The following is a 14,452-nucleotide window of genomic DNA, read 5'->3' on the forward strand; positions in this document are numbered from 1 at the left end:
TGGCTCGACACCTGCCGCAAAGAAGATGCCGAACGCGGCGTGGTGTGGCCGACCGTGGATCCCGAGATCGTCGCGAAAAGCGGTACCGCCTGGCAGATCTTCCCCAATTTCCAGATCGGGCACGCACTGAACAACATGCTGTGCTACCGATTCCGGCCCTACGGCTACGACCCCGACAAGTGCATCTTCGAGGCCGCGGTCTTCGAATTGTTCCCGCCCGGTGCGGAACCGGAGACCGAGTGGATCTACACCCCGGTCGGCGATCCGGGCTGGCGGACCGTGCTGCCACAGGATTTCGACAATATGGCCGCCGTTCAGCAGGGCATGAAATCCCGCGGCTTCTCCGGTCCGAAACCCAATCCGTACCGCGAGCGCACGATCGTCAACCTGCACCACAACCTCGCGAGGTATATGGGCACCGGCGCGCCGACCGACCTCGAATGACCCGAACTCCCACCCCCACAAGGATTTTCCGATGAAACCCTGCGCCCCCACCCGGACCCCCGAGGTCGACAGAGAGGCCCTGCGGCAGAAGTATCTGGCCGAACGCGACAAGCGGCTACGCCCGGAGGGCCAGCAGCAGTACCTCGAGGCCGCCGGCGAATTCGCGGACTTCTACGAATCCGACCCGCACCTGCCGGTCGTTCCGCGCGCCCCGATCGACGCCGATATCGAGGTCGTGATCCTGGGCGGTGGATTCGCCGGACTCATCACCGCCCACCGGTTGCAGCAGGCCGGTGTCACCGACTTCCGGATCGTGGAACTCGGCGGCGATTTCGGCGGTGTCTGGTACTGGAATCGGTATCCGGGCATCCAGGTCGACTCCGATGCCTACTGCTATCTGCCCCTGCTCGAGGAAACCGGATTCATTCCGAAGGAGAAATTCTCCCACGGCGACGAATGCTACGAGCACGCCCAGCGCATCGGTAAACATTTCGGGCTCTACGACAAGGCGATCTTCCATACGCTGGTGCGCGCCTTGGAATGGGACGAGCAGATCGCACGCTGGCGCATCGCCACCAACCGCGGCGACGAGATCCGCGCCCGCTTCCTGATCATGTGCCAGGGGCCCTACAACCGGCCGAAACTGCCCGGCATCTCAGGAATCACCGAGTTCGAGGGCCACACCTTCCACACCGCGCGGTGGGATTACGACTACACCGGCGGTGACCTGCACGGCGGCCTGGATCGCCTCGGCGACAAGAAGATCGCCGTCATCGGCACCGGCGCCAGCGGGGTGCAGGTCATTCCGCATCTGGCGCGCGGTGCGAAACATCTCACGGTCTTCCAGCGCACGCCGTCCTATATCTTCGAGCGCGACAACCACCCGACCGATCCGGAATGGGTGGCCTCGCTGCAGCCGGGCTGGCGCACCGAACGGCAACGCAATTTCCACAATGCCGCGTTCGCCTTCTACTCCCCCGGCGAACCGGATCTGATCTGCGACGGCTGGACCGAGGTCGCCCGCAATCTGGCGGCGAAACTGAACGAGACCGACGGCTGGGCCGCGCTGGCCGATCCGGCGACGTTCCTCGAACTCAAGGAAATCGAGGACTACCGCGCCATGGAACGATTGCGCCGGCGCGTGGAACAGATCGTCACCGATCCCGAGACCGCGGAGAAGTTGAAGCCGTACTACCGCAACATGTGTAAGCGGCCGGTGTTCAACGACGAATACCTGCCGACGTTCAACCGGCCCGATGTGACCCTGGTCGACGTCTCCGACACCAAGGGCGTGGAGCGGATCACGCCCAAGGGCGTCATCGCGCACGGCGTCGAATACGAGGTCGACTGCATCGTCTTCGCCAGCGGCTTCGAAATCACCACCGCGCTGGATCGCCAGTTCGACATCGCGCCGTTCGCCGGCCGCAACGGGAAATCACTGTACGAGCACTGGGGCAAGGGTTTTCGCACGCTGCACGGAATCATGGCGCACGGATTCCCGAACCATTTCGCGACCGGCTTCATTCAGGGCGGGGTCACCGCGGCCACGACGCTGATGTACGAGCAGCAGGCCGACCACATCGCCTACATCATCGCCCAGGCGCAGGCACGCGGCGCGACCCGCGTGGAGCCGACGGCGGAGGCCGAAGCGGCGTGGGTGCAGACGATTCGAGCCAACACCGTCGACAACAGCACCTTCGTCATGGAATGCACCCCCGGCTATTACAACAGCGAGGGCGAGCCCAACGGCCGCTCGTTCCTCGGCGACCCGTTCTGGGGTGGTTTCTATGTCCTCGAGGAATTGCTGCAGGCCTGGCGTGACGCCGGCGATCTGGACGGCCTCACGCTGACCACCTAGACCCGGAAGATGTTGCGCGAGAGGATATATCGTTGTCCGAACTGAGATTCGACGACCGCGTCGCGGTGGTCACCGGCGCCGGACGCGGTCTGGGCCGGGCGTATGCCCTGCTGCTGGCCGAGCGCGGCGCGAAGGTCGTGGTGAACGATTCCGGTGCCAGTATGCGCGGCGACGACGCCGACGCCGGAGTCGCCGCCGAGGTGGTCGCCGAGATCGCCGCCGCGGGCGGCACGGCCGTGGCGTGCACCGCATCGGTCGCCACCCCGAAGGGCGGCCGGGCGACCGTGGACACGGCGCTGGACCGGTTCGGACGCCTCGACATCCTGATCCACAACGCCGGCACCGTGCGCTACGGATCGCTGACCGAGCTGAGTTACGAGGATTTCGAGGCCGTGGTGGATGTGCATCTGCGCGGGGCCTTCCACACCGTGCGCGCGGCCTTTCCGGTCATGAGCGAGGCCGGTTACGGGCGGGTGGTGCTGACCTCCTCGATCGGCGGCATCTACGGCAATCGGGCGGTCGCCAATTACGCCGTGTCCAAGGCGGGCATGATCGGGCTGTCGAATGTGGTCGCCCTCGAGGGCGCCGAGGTGGGCGTGCGCTGCAACATCATCGTGCCCTCGGCGCTCACCCGGATGGCCGCCGGCATCGACACCTCCGCCTATCCGGATATGCGCCCGGAACTGGTGGCTCCCGCGGTCGCGTATCTCGCGCACGAATCATGTTCTCTCACCGGCGAATTGCTCGTCGCGATCGCGGGCCGGGTGGCGCGGGCCTATATCGCCGAGACGCCGGGGGTGTATCAGCCGTCCTGGACCGTCGACGAGGTCGCCGCGCGCATCGACGACATCCGCAACACCGACAACTCGTGGATCCTGCCGCCGCTGAGCGCGCACGCCGACCACATCGGCCGCAGCTTCGCGATGGCGACCGAAGGGAAGCAGCAGTGAAGGTTTACGAACGGATACTCGAACTTTTCGAGGCCGAGGGTATCGACACCATCTTCGGCATTCCGGATCCCAACTTCGTCCATCTGTTCCACCGCGCCGAGGAGCGCGGCTGGAAGGTGGTGGCGCCGCATCACGAGGAATCGGCCGGAATGATGGCCGAGGGCGTCTCGCGGATGACCGGGAAGGCCGCGGTGTGCATCGGCACGCTGGGCCCCGGTATCGCGAATCTGTCCGGTGCCATCATGTGCGCCAAGGTGGAAAATTCACCGATCATCTTCCTGGGCGGGCAGCGGGCCCGGATCACCGAGCAGCGGGTGCGGCGCGGCCGGATCCAGTTCGTGCAGCAGGCCGGTCTGGTCGAGAATTCCGTGAAGTACAGCGCCAGTATCGAATACGCGGATCAGACCGACGAGATCATCCGCGAGGGGCTGCGCAAGGCACTGTCGGGAACGCCGGGCCCGGTGTACATCGAATATCCGTCGCATGTGATCGAGGAGGAACTCGATCTGCCGCCGGCGCTGCCACCGCACCGGTACCGCCTGGTCGGACAGACCGCGGGCCAGGACCGCATCGCCGAAGCGGCCGAGCACATCCGGGCCGCGAAGCAGCCGATTCTGCTGATCGGGCACGGCGTGCACACCGCGCGGGCGGCGGAATCGGTGAAGCAACTGGCCGATCTCATGGCCGCCCCGGTGATCCAGACCTCCGGCGGCACTTCCTACATTCCCGGCCTCGAGGATCGCACCTTCCCCTACGGTTTCTCCCCGTCGGCGGTGGAGGCGGTCGTGCAATCCGATCTGTGCCTGGCCATCGGCACCGAACTCGGCGAACCCGTGCACTACGGTCGCGGCCGGCACTGGCAGGCGGGCGAAGCGGACCGGACATGGATTCTGGTGGAACAGGATCCGGCCGCCATCGGAGTGAACCGTCCCATCGACGTGCCGCTGGTCGGCGACCTGCGGGCAGTGGTTCCGCAGCTGGTCGACGCACTGCGCGACACGCCGCGCACTCCGTCCCCGGAGCTGGCGGACTGGATCGAGCGCGACGCCGCCCGGCTGGCCGAACTGGCCGAATCCGCGCCCAGCGGGATGAGCCCGGTCCATCCCGCACGCCTGATCGTGGAGGCGACCAAGGCGTTTCCCGCCGACGGCATCATGGCCCGGGACGGCGGCGCCACCACGATTTTCGGCTGGACGTACTCGCAGGCCAAGCCGCACGACGTCATGTGGAATCAGAACTTCGGGCATCTGGGCACCGGGCTGCCGTATGCCATCGGCGCCTCGGTGGCCGACGGCGGCAGACGGCCGGTCATGCTGATCACCGGCGACTCCTCGTTCCAGTTCCAGATCGCCGAACTGGAAACCGCCGCACGCCTGAATCTGCCGCTGGTCTGTGTGGTCGGCGTCGACTACGCCTGGGGTCTGGAGGTCGGCGTCTACAAACGCACCTTCGGGCACGGGTCGCTCGAAACCGGGGTGCACTGGAGCACCGCGGTCCGGCTGGACAAGGTGGCCGAGGGATTCGGCTGCTACGGCGAATACGTCGAACGCGACGACGACATCGCACCGGCCGTCAAACGCGCCTTCGCCAGCGGCAAACCGGGGGTCGTGCACGTCGCCGTCGATCCGAAGGCCAATTCCGAGGAGATGCCGAGCTACGACGAATTCCGCACCTGGTACGCGGAAGGGATGCAGTAGACCCGTGCTCGACAACCCATGCCCCACAGCACATCCGAAGAGAAGGACAGGCGGCTCATGCGTGAATATCTGACGTTCTACATCGGTGGGCAGTGGGTCGAACCGGCGACCGCGCAGACCATCGACGTGATCAACCCGGCGACCGAACGGGTCTGCGGAAAGGTCGCCGCCGGATCGGCCGAGGACGTGGACCGGGCCGTGGCCGCGGCGCGGGGCGCGTTCGAGACCTGGTCGGCGACCACTGTGGCCGACCGCCTCGCCGTGTTGCGGGGGGTCGCGGCCGAATATCAGTGCCGCCGTGACGATCTCGCGGCGGCGCTCACCGAGGAGATGGGCGCACCGGCCGCGCTCGCCGGCGGTTTCCAGGTCGATCTGGGCGCCGGACATCTCGATACCGCGATCGCCGCACTCGCCGAGTACAGCTTCGAGCAGCGCCACGGCGCCTCGCTGGTGGTCAAGGAACCGATCGGGGTGTGCGGACTGATCACGCCGTGGAATTGGCCGCTGAATCAGATTGCGGTCAAAGTGTTTTCGGCGCTGGCCACCGGGTGCACCGTCATCTTGAAACCGTCGGAGCAGTCGCCGTTCACCGGGCAGATCTTCGCCGAGATCCTCGATGCGGCCGGGGTGCCCGCCGGGGTGTTCAATCTGGTGCAGGGCGACGGCCCGGGCGTGGGCGTGCCGCTGTCGGGCCATCCCGGTATCGACATGATCTCGTTCACCGGCTCCACCCGTGCCGGTATCGACATCGCCCGCAACGCCGCGCCCACCGTCAAGCGGGTCACCCAGGAACTCGGCGGCAAGAGCCCGAATATCGTGCTCGACGACGCCGATTTCGCCACGAACGTCGCCAAGGGCGTGGTGACGATGATGAACAATTCCGGCCAGACCTGCAGCGCCGGATCGCGGATGCTGGTCCCGGCCGCCCGCATGAACGAGGCGATCGACGCCGCACGCGAGGCCGCCGCCGGCATCACCGTCGGCGATCCGACCGGGGAGGTCGCCATGGGCCCGGTGGTGTCGGGCGCCCAGTTCGACAAGATCCAGGCATTGATCCGCAAGGGCATCGAGGAGGGCGCCACCCTCGTCACCGGCGGCACCGGCCGGCCGGACGGGCTGGAGGTCGGATTCTATGTCAAGCCAACGGTTTTCGCCCATGTCGGCAACGAAATGACGATCGCCCGCGAGGAGATCTTCGGGCCGGTCCTCACCATTCTCGGCTACGACGGCCTCGATCACGCGATCGAGATCGCCAACGACACCGAATACGGTCTGGCCGGCTTCGTCGCGGGAGCCGACCTCGACCAAGCGCGCGCGGTCGCCCGCCGCATCCGCGCCGGATCGGTCGCCATCAACGACGGCTTCGACTTCGCCTGCCCCTTCGGCGGCTATCGCAAGAGCGGCAACGGACGGGAATGGGGCGCATACGGTTTCGAGGAGTACCTCGAGACGAAGGCGATCCTGGGATACGCCCCGGAGGAGGGGGCGTGAGGGGGTCCGCGCGCCCCGCACCGGGAGTTTCCCGCGCCGGGGCGGCGGTCCGACCGCGCAGCATCGACAGACAGGAGCATCGGATGCCGGCGATCACCACCACCAAACTCAGCGAAACGGTCGGCGTGCGGGTCGACGATGTCGACCTCGACCGGCTGCGCAGCGACGACGACCTGCCGCAGGCGTGCCTGGCCGCGCTCGAGGAACACGGCGTGCTGCTGTTCCCGCGGTTGCACGCCGACGACGAGACGCAGGCCGCGTTCTGCCGCAAACTCGGTGAGCTGGTGCAGTTTCCGCTGTACCCGAATCCGGATGTGATGGAGATCAGCTTCGATCCGGACAACCCCAACGTGGAGTATTTCGCCAGCAACGACTACTGGCATCTGGACGGTTTCATGGACGAGGTGCCGGCGAAGGCGTCCATCATGAGCGCTCACGTGGTGACCGAGACGGGCGGTGAAACCGCGTTCGCGAGCACGTACGTCGCCTACGACGAATTGTCCGAAAAGGAGAAGCGGCGGTTCGAAGGGTTGCGGGTGTGGCACAGCTTCGAGGCCATTCAGCGGCTGACGTATGCGGACCCGACTCCGGAACAGCTCGAGGAGTGGGCGCGTCGCGGCGGACGGGAACATCCGCTGGTGTGGACGCACGAATCCGGCCGCCGCTCACTGGTTTTCGGCGCCTCGGCGGACCATGTGGTCGGCATGGACCAGGACGAGGGCCGCGCCCTGCTCGACGATCTGCTGGCGCGGGCGACCGCACCGGACCGGGTGCTGTCCCATCGGTGGTCGGTGGGTGACATGGTGATCTGGGACAACACCGGCCTGGTGCATCGGGCCTGCCCGTTCGATCGTTCGCAGCCGCGACGCATGCACCGCTCCACCCTGGTCGGGCAGGAGTCGATCAAATGAGCGGCCGCACAGCGATCGTGACGGGCGGCGCATCCGGAATCGGCGGCGCGATCGCGCGCCGGCTGGCCGCCGACGGCTCGCCGGTGGCGGTGTTCGACGTGGACGGCGCGGCGGCCGATCTCGCGGCGCGGGAGATCGGCGAGGCCGGCGGTAAGGCGATCGGGGTGGCCGTGGACGTATCCGACCGCGCCGCCATCGACACCGGAGTGCAGCGGGTGCGGGCCGAGCTGGGACGGCCCTCGATTCTGGTCAACAGCGCCGGAATCACCACGTCCGGGCCGTTTCTCGACATCACCGCACAGCAGTGGGCGCGGGTGCTGGCGGTCAACCTCACCGGCACGTTCGACTGCTGCCAGGCCGTGCTGCCCGATATGGTCGAGCAGGGCTGGGGACGCATCGTCAACATCTCCTCGTCGAGTGTGCACAGCGGCGCGGCAGGGATGGCCGCGTATGTGTCCTCGAAGTCCGGGGTGCTGGGATTGACGAAGGTGCTCGCGCTGGAATTCGCGCGAAAAGGCATCACGGTCAACACGATTCCGCCCGGGTTCATCGATACGCCGATGATGCGAGCCACCGCCGAGCGCGGCTTCATCGATGTCGGCAAGCAGATCGACGCGACTCCCGTCGGGCGGATCGGGCTGCCGGAGGATATCGCGGCCGCCTGCGCGTTCCTGGTGAGCGAGGAGGCCGGCTACATCACCGGGCAGGTGATCGGCGTGAACGGCGGACGCAACACCTGAGGCGGGTCGCGGTGGGGCCGGGTCTGCCGTCCGGCCTCATCACCCGGGACCGGCCCCGCCCTCGGCAGGACGTCGGGTTACCGATGCCGCGGCAGATAGGGCTTCAGATCGTCCTCGGGTTCGACGCCGAAGGATCGCAAGGCCATGGCGAGCATATCGTAGGTGCCGACGGTGAAAACGATATCCATGAGTTGATTCGGCTCGAATTCGGCGGCCAGAATCTCCCATGTTGCGGCGCCGACCGCACCGTCGGACAGTAATTCGTCGGTGGCGACGAGCAATGCCCTCTCGGCCGTCGTCCATTCATCGTCCGGTTCCCCCGCCGCAACCTTTTCTATTTCCGCTTTCGGCATTCCCGCTATTTCGGCGAGAATCGCATGCTGGGCCCATTCGTAATCGCAATGCCGGACGGCGGCGACGCGCAGGATCAGCAGTTCGCGCTGCCGGTCGTCGAGCGTGGATCCGTACAGCAGATGGCCGTTGAAACTCAGGAATGCCTTGGCCAGCGCGGGATATCGCGCGAGCGTACCGAGCAGGTTGGCACCGGCGGGGTGGGCGTCGGCCGGGGTGTCACCGAGCACGGAGGAACGAAACTCTCCGATGAAGCCGACCAGTTCCGGCGACCACTCCGACTTTTCCGCGGGCGATATGCGAGCCACGACCGACTCCTTCCGACCGGCGCGCATACGACCCGGCCATGAATATTCGGGCCGCACCTGGCCGCCCTGAATCCGCATTCCACCGGCGAATACCGGCTTCGGAAAATGCTATCAAAAACATCATTGTTTCGCGACGGTGTTCCGTGCGGAACATGCCGCCGCCGTCTACAATTCGGTTCCGAATTCCGACCCGATCGCAGTGGGGAGCGAATGTGCTGGGAGACGAGCCCGTCTCGGACGCGTACGCGGCCAACGCCGAGTTCTGGATTCGCATCGTGCGCGAAAACCTCGACCCGTACCGCAGCGGCCTCACCGACCCGGCGCTGCTCGCACTCGTCGGCGAGTGCACCGGCTTGCACATCCTGGACGCCGGATGCGGTGAAGGGTATCTGGCCCGCGAATTGATCACGCGCGGTGCGGGTTTCGTACACGGCGTCGACACCTGCGCGGAATTCGTCGCGGCCGCCGCGAGCCATCCGGCGCACGATCCGTCTCGCACGCGATTCCGGCTTGCCGACGTGGCCGCACTGCCGCTGGCCGACGACAGTGTCGACCTGGTGGTGGTCAACCGCCTTCCGCACGGACTGTCCGAGCCGGGGCGGCGCTTCACCGAATTCGCCCGGGTCCTGCGCCCGTCGGGACGGCTGGTGATGCTGATGATGCATCCCTGCTTCTATGTCGCCCGTGGCGAACGCACCAGCGCCGGAACGGGTTTCACGATCGACGACTATTTCGCCGGACGGACGGTGCGACAGCGATTCGAGGTCGCGGGGACCCGCTCCCCCGCCGCCTCGGTTCAAGCGCTGTACTCACTGGAAGCGACGATCGGAATGCTCACCACCGCCGGATTCGCGATCACCGCCGTGCGCGAACCCCGGCCCTCCGATCGGCAGCGGCGCGAAAACCCTTGGTGGGACGAACACTTCACTCGTCCGCTGTTCCTGCTGCTGGAGTGCGCGCTGCTGTAGACGCGGCCGACAGCGCACGGGCTACTGCTCGTCTCGGCGGTGGAGCGTCAGCAGGAGATGATCGAGACGGGTCCGCGTCGGCGCGGGCACCGGGGGCATGCTGTCCAGATCGTCGACGAGGTGCGCGGCCAATTCCTGCAATTTGATGTTGGTTTCCTGGGATCGCCAGGCCAGCACCCGGAACGCCTGCTCCGCCGAGATCCGGTAGACGAACATCAGTATTCCCTTGGCCTGTTCGATCGCCGCCCGGCGCTCGATCACGGCGGGCAACTCCTCCTCGAGCAGTAGCCGGCGCTCCCGGTCGACCGATTCGGTGAGGTCGACGTAGTAGCCCTGCGTGCCGATCGCCTGATCCGACGCATCGAGCATCGGCTCCGACACCACCAGCACGTCGCGGACCGTGCCGCCGGTGTCGACGATGCGGTGCCTGCTGGAGAACGGTGCGTGGTCCTCCACCGAGGTGACGATGGTGGCCTCGACCCGGTCTCGGTCGTCGGGATGCTTGTGCTCGAGCAGCAGCTCGGTGGTCGGCTCGACCTGCCCCGGGGCGTAACCGTGCATGCGAGCCACCTCGTCCGACCACTCCCACCGTTGTTCGGCGAACCAGAATCGGAACCGGCCGACGCCTTGCGGATCACCGGCGCCCACCACCCGCTCGACGCCGTCATCCTGCCCGCCGCCAACCATGGTCGCAGCCTACTCCCCCCGCCCGGCAGAGCCTCTCACCTGCGCCGATGCCCTGCCGACGGCGCCGACGGGGCGGCCGTGCCGGATCGGATGCGCGGCGGCATCCGATCCGTAGCCCAACCGATACCGGATCCTTTCCGGTTCTCGACCGATGACACCGGAGGGTCCGTAGGATCGGTTCGGTACGCGAACGGCGCGCATCCGCCCGCCCCCCAGCGTTCGATTGTGCACCACGTAGATGCGTTGCGCGCCAACCTGTTTCGAAACTCCGGCGCAGGCCGAGGCGAACGATAGCCGAATGCGAACATCCGTGCGCAGGCACAGCACCGATGAGCTTGCGTGATCGAGGTGCTCGCTCCATGTCGTCGCATACGACGGAAACGGAGTGGCCCGAATGACACATCCCGCACGAACCCACCGGACCGGAGGCGCCCGGTCGCGTAGCGACAGCTACGACAACATCGAACCGTGGTTCGACAAACTCGCCGACCTCGACGCCACCGACCCGCACCGGCGGGCACTGCGCGAACACATCATCGAACTGTGTTTGCCCCTGGCCGAGCACATCGCACGCCGCTACCTCAACCGCGGCGAGGCCTACGACGATCTGCTGCAGACCGCCCGCATGGGCCTGGTACTCGCGGTGGACCGCTTCGACCCGGGACGTGGCGCGCCGTTCCTCGGCTTTGCCGTCCCCACGATCATGGGTGAGGTGCGCAAGCACTTCCGCGACCACACCTGGGCGGCCCGTGTACCCCGCCGCTACAAGGAACTGCGCCACCGGATCGTCAAGGCCGGCGATCCTCTCACTCAGCGCCTGGGCCGGGCGCCCAACGCCCGGGAGCTGGCCGCCGAGCTGGATGTCGACCTCATCGACATCACGCAGGCGCTGGTCGCCGCCAACGTCTACCAGTGCGATTCCCTCGATGCCGCGCGCACCGAACGCGACGACACGCCGTCCACGGCGGCCGCCGCGCTCGGTGTCGACGAGCCCTGCTACGAGCTGCTCGAACAGGCCGCCGCGGTGCGGCCGCTCATCGCCGATCTGCCCCAGCGCGACCGCGACATCCTCGTCCTGCGATTCTTCGAATCGAAAACGCAATCGGAGATCGCCGAGCATTTCGGGGTGTCGCAGATGCACGTGTCACGCCTGCTGACCCGCATTCTGGACACGCTGCGCGACGGGGTGTGGCGCACACCCGAGGACGCGGTCGCGCAGCCGTAGCGCTCGCGAATCGGCCGGTGCCGGCTATCCGCCGCGCTTCTCCGAGGCGACGAACAACAGCCCGCCGATCATCGCCATATTCTTGTGGAACTGCACCTGCTGCGGCTTGCGCGCCGCGGGGTCGTCGAGCGCCCAGAACGCGTGTCCCGCAATGGTTGTCGGCACCATCGAGGCGACCAGCGCCAGCGCCGACAGCCGCGGTAATCTGCCCAGCGCCAGCAATACGCCGGCGGCCACCTGGACGCCCGCGTTGACCTGCACCAGCAGCTTGTCGTCCTCGGGCAGCGGTACGACCGTGCGCACCGCCGCGAGGGTCGGCGCCGCCGCCTCCGGCCGGGCGCCGGGCTCGCGCAACGCGTCCGCGCCGAGTACTGCGTAGGTGGAGCCCATCAGTACGCGCGCCGCCGCACGCATCGGGTCGAAGGGCATATCAACTCCATTCCGGGGAGGGAGCGCTGCCGCGAATCACTGGTGCGCCGCCGCGGCGTGCGGTCGCCGCACGCTGACGGCCGAGGTCACCAGCAACCCGGCTGCCGCCAGACCCAGAACGGTGACGATCGCCCCCATGACGACATTGGTCCAGAGCACGCCTGTGGGGCGCTCACCCACGACCCAGGGGCTGATGATCTGCCAGACGCCGATCGGGATCAGGACCCAGCTCAGCCCGTAGCCGTGCGTCGGCATCGCGGTGATCACCAGGCCGATCACGGCCACGGCGATACCGAGGATCAGATTCTGCATGACCAACTTCGGCGCGACGGAGAAATCGTTGATCACCCACGGCGTGATGGCCGTGAACAGTCCCGCCAGCAGGACCAATCCGTCGATCGTCACAACCGACGCACCACCAGGGCCGCCGTGGCGAGCCTCCCGCCCGGTGGGCCGGTCCACTGCGGTGCTCTGCGGATAGCTGACCATCTCGAGTCTCCTTCCCAACTTCGTTCGGTGCCGTCCGATCGGCCGGCACTGTCGGGCTACCCGGTGTCGCCGCGATGAACCCGGGCGTGGAGGCGGGATCAGGATGTGCGGTCCGGGCGATCCTTTCGGATGGCGGCAGACGCGGCGGCGCGGGAGCGGACGCCGAGTTTGGTGCGCGCGTTCGCGACGTGCCGATGCACGGTGTGCGGACTGAGAGTCAGCCGCTCGCCGATCTGCGCGTCGGTGAGCCCCTCGGCGACCAGGCGCAGAATTTCGCGCTCGCGCTCGGTCACCGCCTCGGGCCCCGGCGGTGCCGGCTCGGCCCGCACCGGATATCCCAGCCCGCGCAGAATCGCGTCGGCGACCGAGGTCGCATCACCGCGCCACGGGAAATGGTCCTCGCCGTACAGTTCCACGAAGCTCGCGCGGGGCACCCGGCGGGCGACGTCGAGGCCGAGCGCGAAAGGCACCGCACGATCGTCCCTGCGATGCAGCACGGTGGTCGGGACGGTGACGGCCGCCAGGTACTCGGTGGCGTCGAGTTCGTATGTGGCGGCCAAGGATCGGGCGGCCTGTTCCGCCGTCGCGGACAGCCGCTGGAATCGGGCGAACCGTTCGCGTTCGGCGCTGTCCGCGCCGGGCACGAACACATCGGCCAGCAATCGGGACCCCAATCCCCAGTGCGCGGAGATCGCGTCCACCAGCGCCCGGCGCGCACCGTCCGGTGCGATGTCCACGCCCCGGGCGAACGATCCGTAGAGGACGAGCCGATGCACCCGGCGGGGCAGCCGGGCCGCGAGTCCCGCGGCGACCGCCGAGCCCGACGACGCGCCCAGTACGGCCACCCGCTCGAACCCCAGCGCATCGACGATGTCGGCGGTCACGGCGATTTCGCCGTCCGCATCGACCGGCACCCCCGCCTCGGACAGTCCTCGCCCCGGCTGGTCGTACCGTATGACGGTGAACCGGGTCGCCAGCCGGGACACGAAGGCGCGGAACAGCGGATCCTTCCAGTTGAGGATCAGGTGGCTGCACCACCACCCGCCGATCAGCAATGCGGGACCGCTGCCGACCACCGAACAGGCGACCTCGCCGCCGACGGTCCGCACCCGGTGGATCACCTGATCCTCGGCGCGCACCATGCTCCACCCTCTCGCGCGGCGGCCGTCGAGGCCGGCGCATCATCCGGCATCGATTATGGCCCGAAACGGCCATGACGCGAAGGGCCGCCACCGGCCACACTCGTACACCATGACCACAGCAACGTTCGGCGAACGATTCTTCGCCAGCTGGTATCCGGGCTTCATGGCCCGCGTCGATCGGGCCGGACAGGCCGATCTGCGCCGCACCCAGCTCACCCACGCATCCGGTCGCACCCTCGAAATCGGGGCCGGCGACGGCCTGTCCGTCTCGCACTATCCGGACGGCCTGGACGAACTCGTCCTGCTCGAACCGAATCCGGCGCTGCGCGCCCGCTTGGCAGCCCGCGCCGACGCCCTCTCCGCACCCGTCACCGTCGTGGACGGCGACGCGCACAGGCTGGACTTCCCGGCGGCCAGTTTCGACACCGTGACCGCCTCCCTGGTCTTCTGCTCGGTGCGTGACCCGGCCCGGGCGCTGCGCGAGGTCCATCGTGTACTGCGTCCCGGCGGCCGCTTCCTGTTCCACGAACACGTCCGCGGAACCGGCCTGCGCGCCGGCGTCCAGGACCTGCTCACCCCGCTGCAACGACGCCTCGCGGACGGCTGCCACGCCAATCGCGACTTCGAAAGTCTGCTCGCGGCAGCCGATTTCGATATCGAGGTCATCGAACACACCCGGATGCCGACCGTGGTACCGACCATCGTGCCCTTGGTCGTCGGCACCGCGCGCCGGCGGTGAGGGCCCGGCGCCGCCGGTGCGGG

The 14,452-nt window shown here is 67.6% G+C and carries 15 protein-coding genes; 10 read left to right on the top strand and 5 right to left on the bottom strand.

Annotated elements, in window-relative coordinates; genetic code table 11:
• The 7 genes from NN2_RS31555 to NN2_RS31585 form a co-directional block, all read left to right on the top strand.
• Nucleotides 1-444, top strand: a 444-nt coding sequence (locus NN2_RS31555; protein WP_281210099.1) for an SRPBCC family protein, incomplete at its 5' end; no start/stop codon positions are given.
• Nucleotides 445-475: 31 nt separating this feature from the next.
• A complete protein-coding gene (locus NN2_RS31560) occupies nt 476-2,302 on the top strand; it encodes a flavin-containing monooxygenase (protein ID WP_063018459.1) in 1,827 nt (608 codons plus the stop codon).
• A 32-nt stretch (nt 2,303-2,334) separates the two neighbouring features.
• On the top strand, nt 2,335-3,252 hold the full coding sequence (locus tag NN2_RS31565) for an SDR family NAD(P)-dependent oxidoreductase (RefSeq protein ID WP_063018460.1): 918 nt from the start codon (nt 2,335-2,337) through the stop codon (nt 3,250-3,252).
• A complete protein-coding gene (locus tag NN2_RS31570) occupies nt 3,249-4,949 on the top strand; it encodes a thiamine pyrophosphate-binding protein (protein ID WP_063018462.1) in 1,701 nt (566 codons plus the stop codon). Before NN2_RS31565 ends, NN2_RS31570 begins: the two co-directional genes overlap by 4 nt.
• A 57-nt stretch (nt 4,950-5,006) precedes the next feature.
• A complete protein-coding gene (locus tag NN2_RS31575) occupies nt 5,007-6,440 on the top strand; it encodes an aldehyde dehydrogenase family protein (RefSeq protein ID WP_063018464.1) in 1,434 nt (477 codons plus the stop codon).
• Nucleotides 6,441-6,523: 83 nt separating this feature from the next.
• Nucleotides 6,524-7,351 carry a TauD/TfdA dioxygenase family protein gene (locus NN2_RS31580; RefSeq protein WP_063018466.1) on the top strand — a complete coding sequence of 276 codons (828 nt, stop codon included), beginning with the start codon at nt 6,524-6,526 and terminating at the stop codon, nt 7,349-7,351.
• A complete protein-coding gene (locus NN2_RS31585) occupies nt 7,348-8,091 on the top strand; it encodes an SDR family NAD(P)-dependent oxidoreductase (protein WP_063018468.1) in 744 nt (247 codons plus the stop codon). The genes NN2_RS31580 and NN2_RS31585 overlap by 4 nt, the downstream gene beginning before the upstream one ends.
• Nucleotides 8,092-8,168: 77 nt before the next feature.
• Here NN2_RS31585 and NN2_RS31590 read toward each other — a convergent pair whose 3' ends face one another.
• Entirely contained in the window at nt 8,169-8,750 is a 582-nt protein-coding gene (locus tag NN2_RS31590) for a carboxymuconolactone decarboxylase family protein (protein ID WP_063018480.1), read from the bottom strand.
• A gap of 212 nt (nt 8,751-8,962) precedes the next feature.
• Here NN2_RS31590 and NN2_RS31595 point away from each other — a divergent pair, with 212 nt between their 5' ends.
• Nucleotides 8,963-9,718 carry a class I SAM-dependent methyltransferase gene (locus NN2_RS31595; protein WP_169812473.1) on the top strand — a complete coding sequence of 252 codons (756 nt, stop codon included), beginning with the start codon at nt 8,963-8,965 and terminating at the stop codon, nt 9,716-9,718.
• Nucleotides 9,719-9,739: 21 nt separating this feature from the next.
• On the opposite strand, the gene NN2_RS31600 is transcribed toward NN2_RS31595, so the two are convergent.
• Nucleotides 9,740-10,405 (bottom strand): PAS and ANTAR domain-containing protein, encoded by a 666-nt coding sequence (locus NN2_RS31600; RefSeq protein WP_063018472.1) that lies wholly within the window; start codon nt 10,403-10,405, stop codon nt 9,740-9,742.
• A 394-nt stretch (nt 10,406-10,799) separates the two neighbouring features.
• On the opposite strand from NN2_RS31600, the gene NN2_RS31605 reads away from it, so the two are divergent.
• A complete protein-coding gene (locus NN2_RS31605) occupies nt 10,800-11,630 on the top strand; it encodes an RNA polymerase sigma factor SigF (RefSeq protein WP_063018474.1) in 831 nt (276 codons plus the stop codon).
• A 24-nt stretch (nt 11,631-11,654) separates the two neighbouring features.
• Here the strand turns inward: NN2_RS31605 and NN2_RS31610 are convergent, their stop codons facing one another.
• The 3 genes from NN2_RS31610 to NN2_RS31620 form a co-directional block, all read right to left on the bottom strand.
• On the bottom strand, nt 11,655-12,059 hold the full coding sequence (locus tag NN2_RS31610; RefSeq protein WP_051756854.1) for a DoxX family protein: 405 nt from the start codon (nt 12,057-12,059) through the stop codon (nt 11,655-11,657).
• A 36-nt stretch (nt 12,060-12,095) separates the two neighbouring features.
• Entirely contained in the window at nt 12,096-12,548 is a 453-nt protein-coding gene (locus NN2_RS31615; protein ID WP_063018476.1) for an SPW repeat protein, read from the bottom strand.
• 98 nt (nt 12,549-12,646) lie between these two features.
• Nucleotides 12,647-13,690 (bottom strand): alpha/beta fold hydrolase, encoded by a 1,044-nt coding sequence (locus NN2_RS31620; RefSeq protein WP_063018478.1) that lies wholly within the window; start codon nt 13,688-13,690, stop codon nt 12,647-12,649.
• Between the two features lie 109 nt (nt 13,691-13,799).
• Here NN2_RS31620 and NN2_RS31625 point away from each other — a divergent pair, with 109 nt between their 5' ends.
• Entirely contained in the window at nt 13,800-14,429 is a 630-nt protein-coding gene (locus NN2_RS31625) for a class I SAM-dependent methyltransferase (RefSeq protein WP_063018482.1), read from the top strand.
• The last annotated feature ends 23 nt before the right edge of the window (nt 14,430-14,452 follow it).

The sequence above is a fragment of the Nocardia nova NBRC 15556 genome, from assembly GCF_001613005.1.
Classification (GTDB): domain Bacteria; phylum Actinomycetota; class Actinomycetes; order Mycobacteriales; family Mycobacteriaceae; genus Nocardia; species Nocardia nova.

Excerpts from the sequence above, each read along its gene's own strand:
- NN2_RS31580 (WP_063018466.1), top strand. The coding sequence starts at position 6,524 with ATGCCGGCGATCACCACCACCAAACTCAGCGAAACGGTCGGCGTGCGG.
- NN2_RS31575 (WP_063018464.1), top strand. The coding sequence starts at position 5,007 with ATGCGTGAATATCTGACGTTCTACATCGGTGGGCAGTGGGTCGAACCG.
- NN2_RS31605 (WP_063018474.1), top strand. The coding sequence starts at position 10,800 with ATGACACATCCCGCACGAACCCACCGGACCGGAGGCGCCCGGTCGCGT.
- NN2_RS31610 (WP_051756854.1), bottom strand. The coding sequence starts at position 12,059 with ATGCCCTTCGACCCGATGCGTGCGGCGGCGCGCGTACTGATGGGCTCC.
- NN2_RS31600 (WP_063018472.1), bottom strand. The coding sequence starts at position 10,405 with ATGGTTGGCGGCGGGCAGGATGACGGCGTCGAGCGGGTGGTGGGCGCC.
- NN2_RS31560 (WP_063018459.1), top strand. The coding sequence starts at position 476 with ATGAAACCCTGCGCCCCCACCCGGACCCCCGAGGTCGACAGAGAGGCC.
- NN2_RS31585 (WP_063018468.1), top strand. The coding sequence starts at position 7,348 with ATGAGCGGCCGCACAGCGATCGTGACGGGCGGCGCATCCGGAATCGGC.
- NN2_RS31620 (WP_063018478.1), bottom strand. The coding sequence starts at position 13,690 with ATGGTGCGCGCCGAGGATCAGGTGATCCACCGGGTGCGGACCGTCGGC.
- NN2_RS31625 (WP_063018482.1), top strand. The coding sequence starts at position 13,800 with ATGACCACAGCAACGTTCGGCGAACGATTCTTCGCCAGCTGGTATCCG.
- NN2_RS31615 (WP_063018476.1), bottom strand. The coding sequence starts at position 12,548 with ATGGTCAGCTATCCGCAGAGCACCGCAGTGGACCGGCCCACCGGGCGG.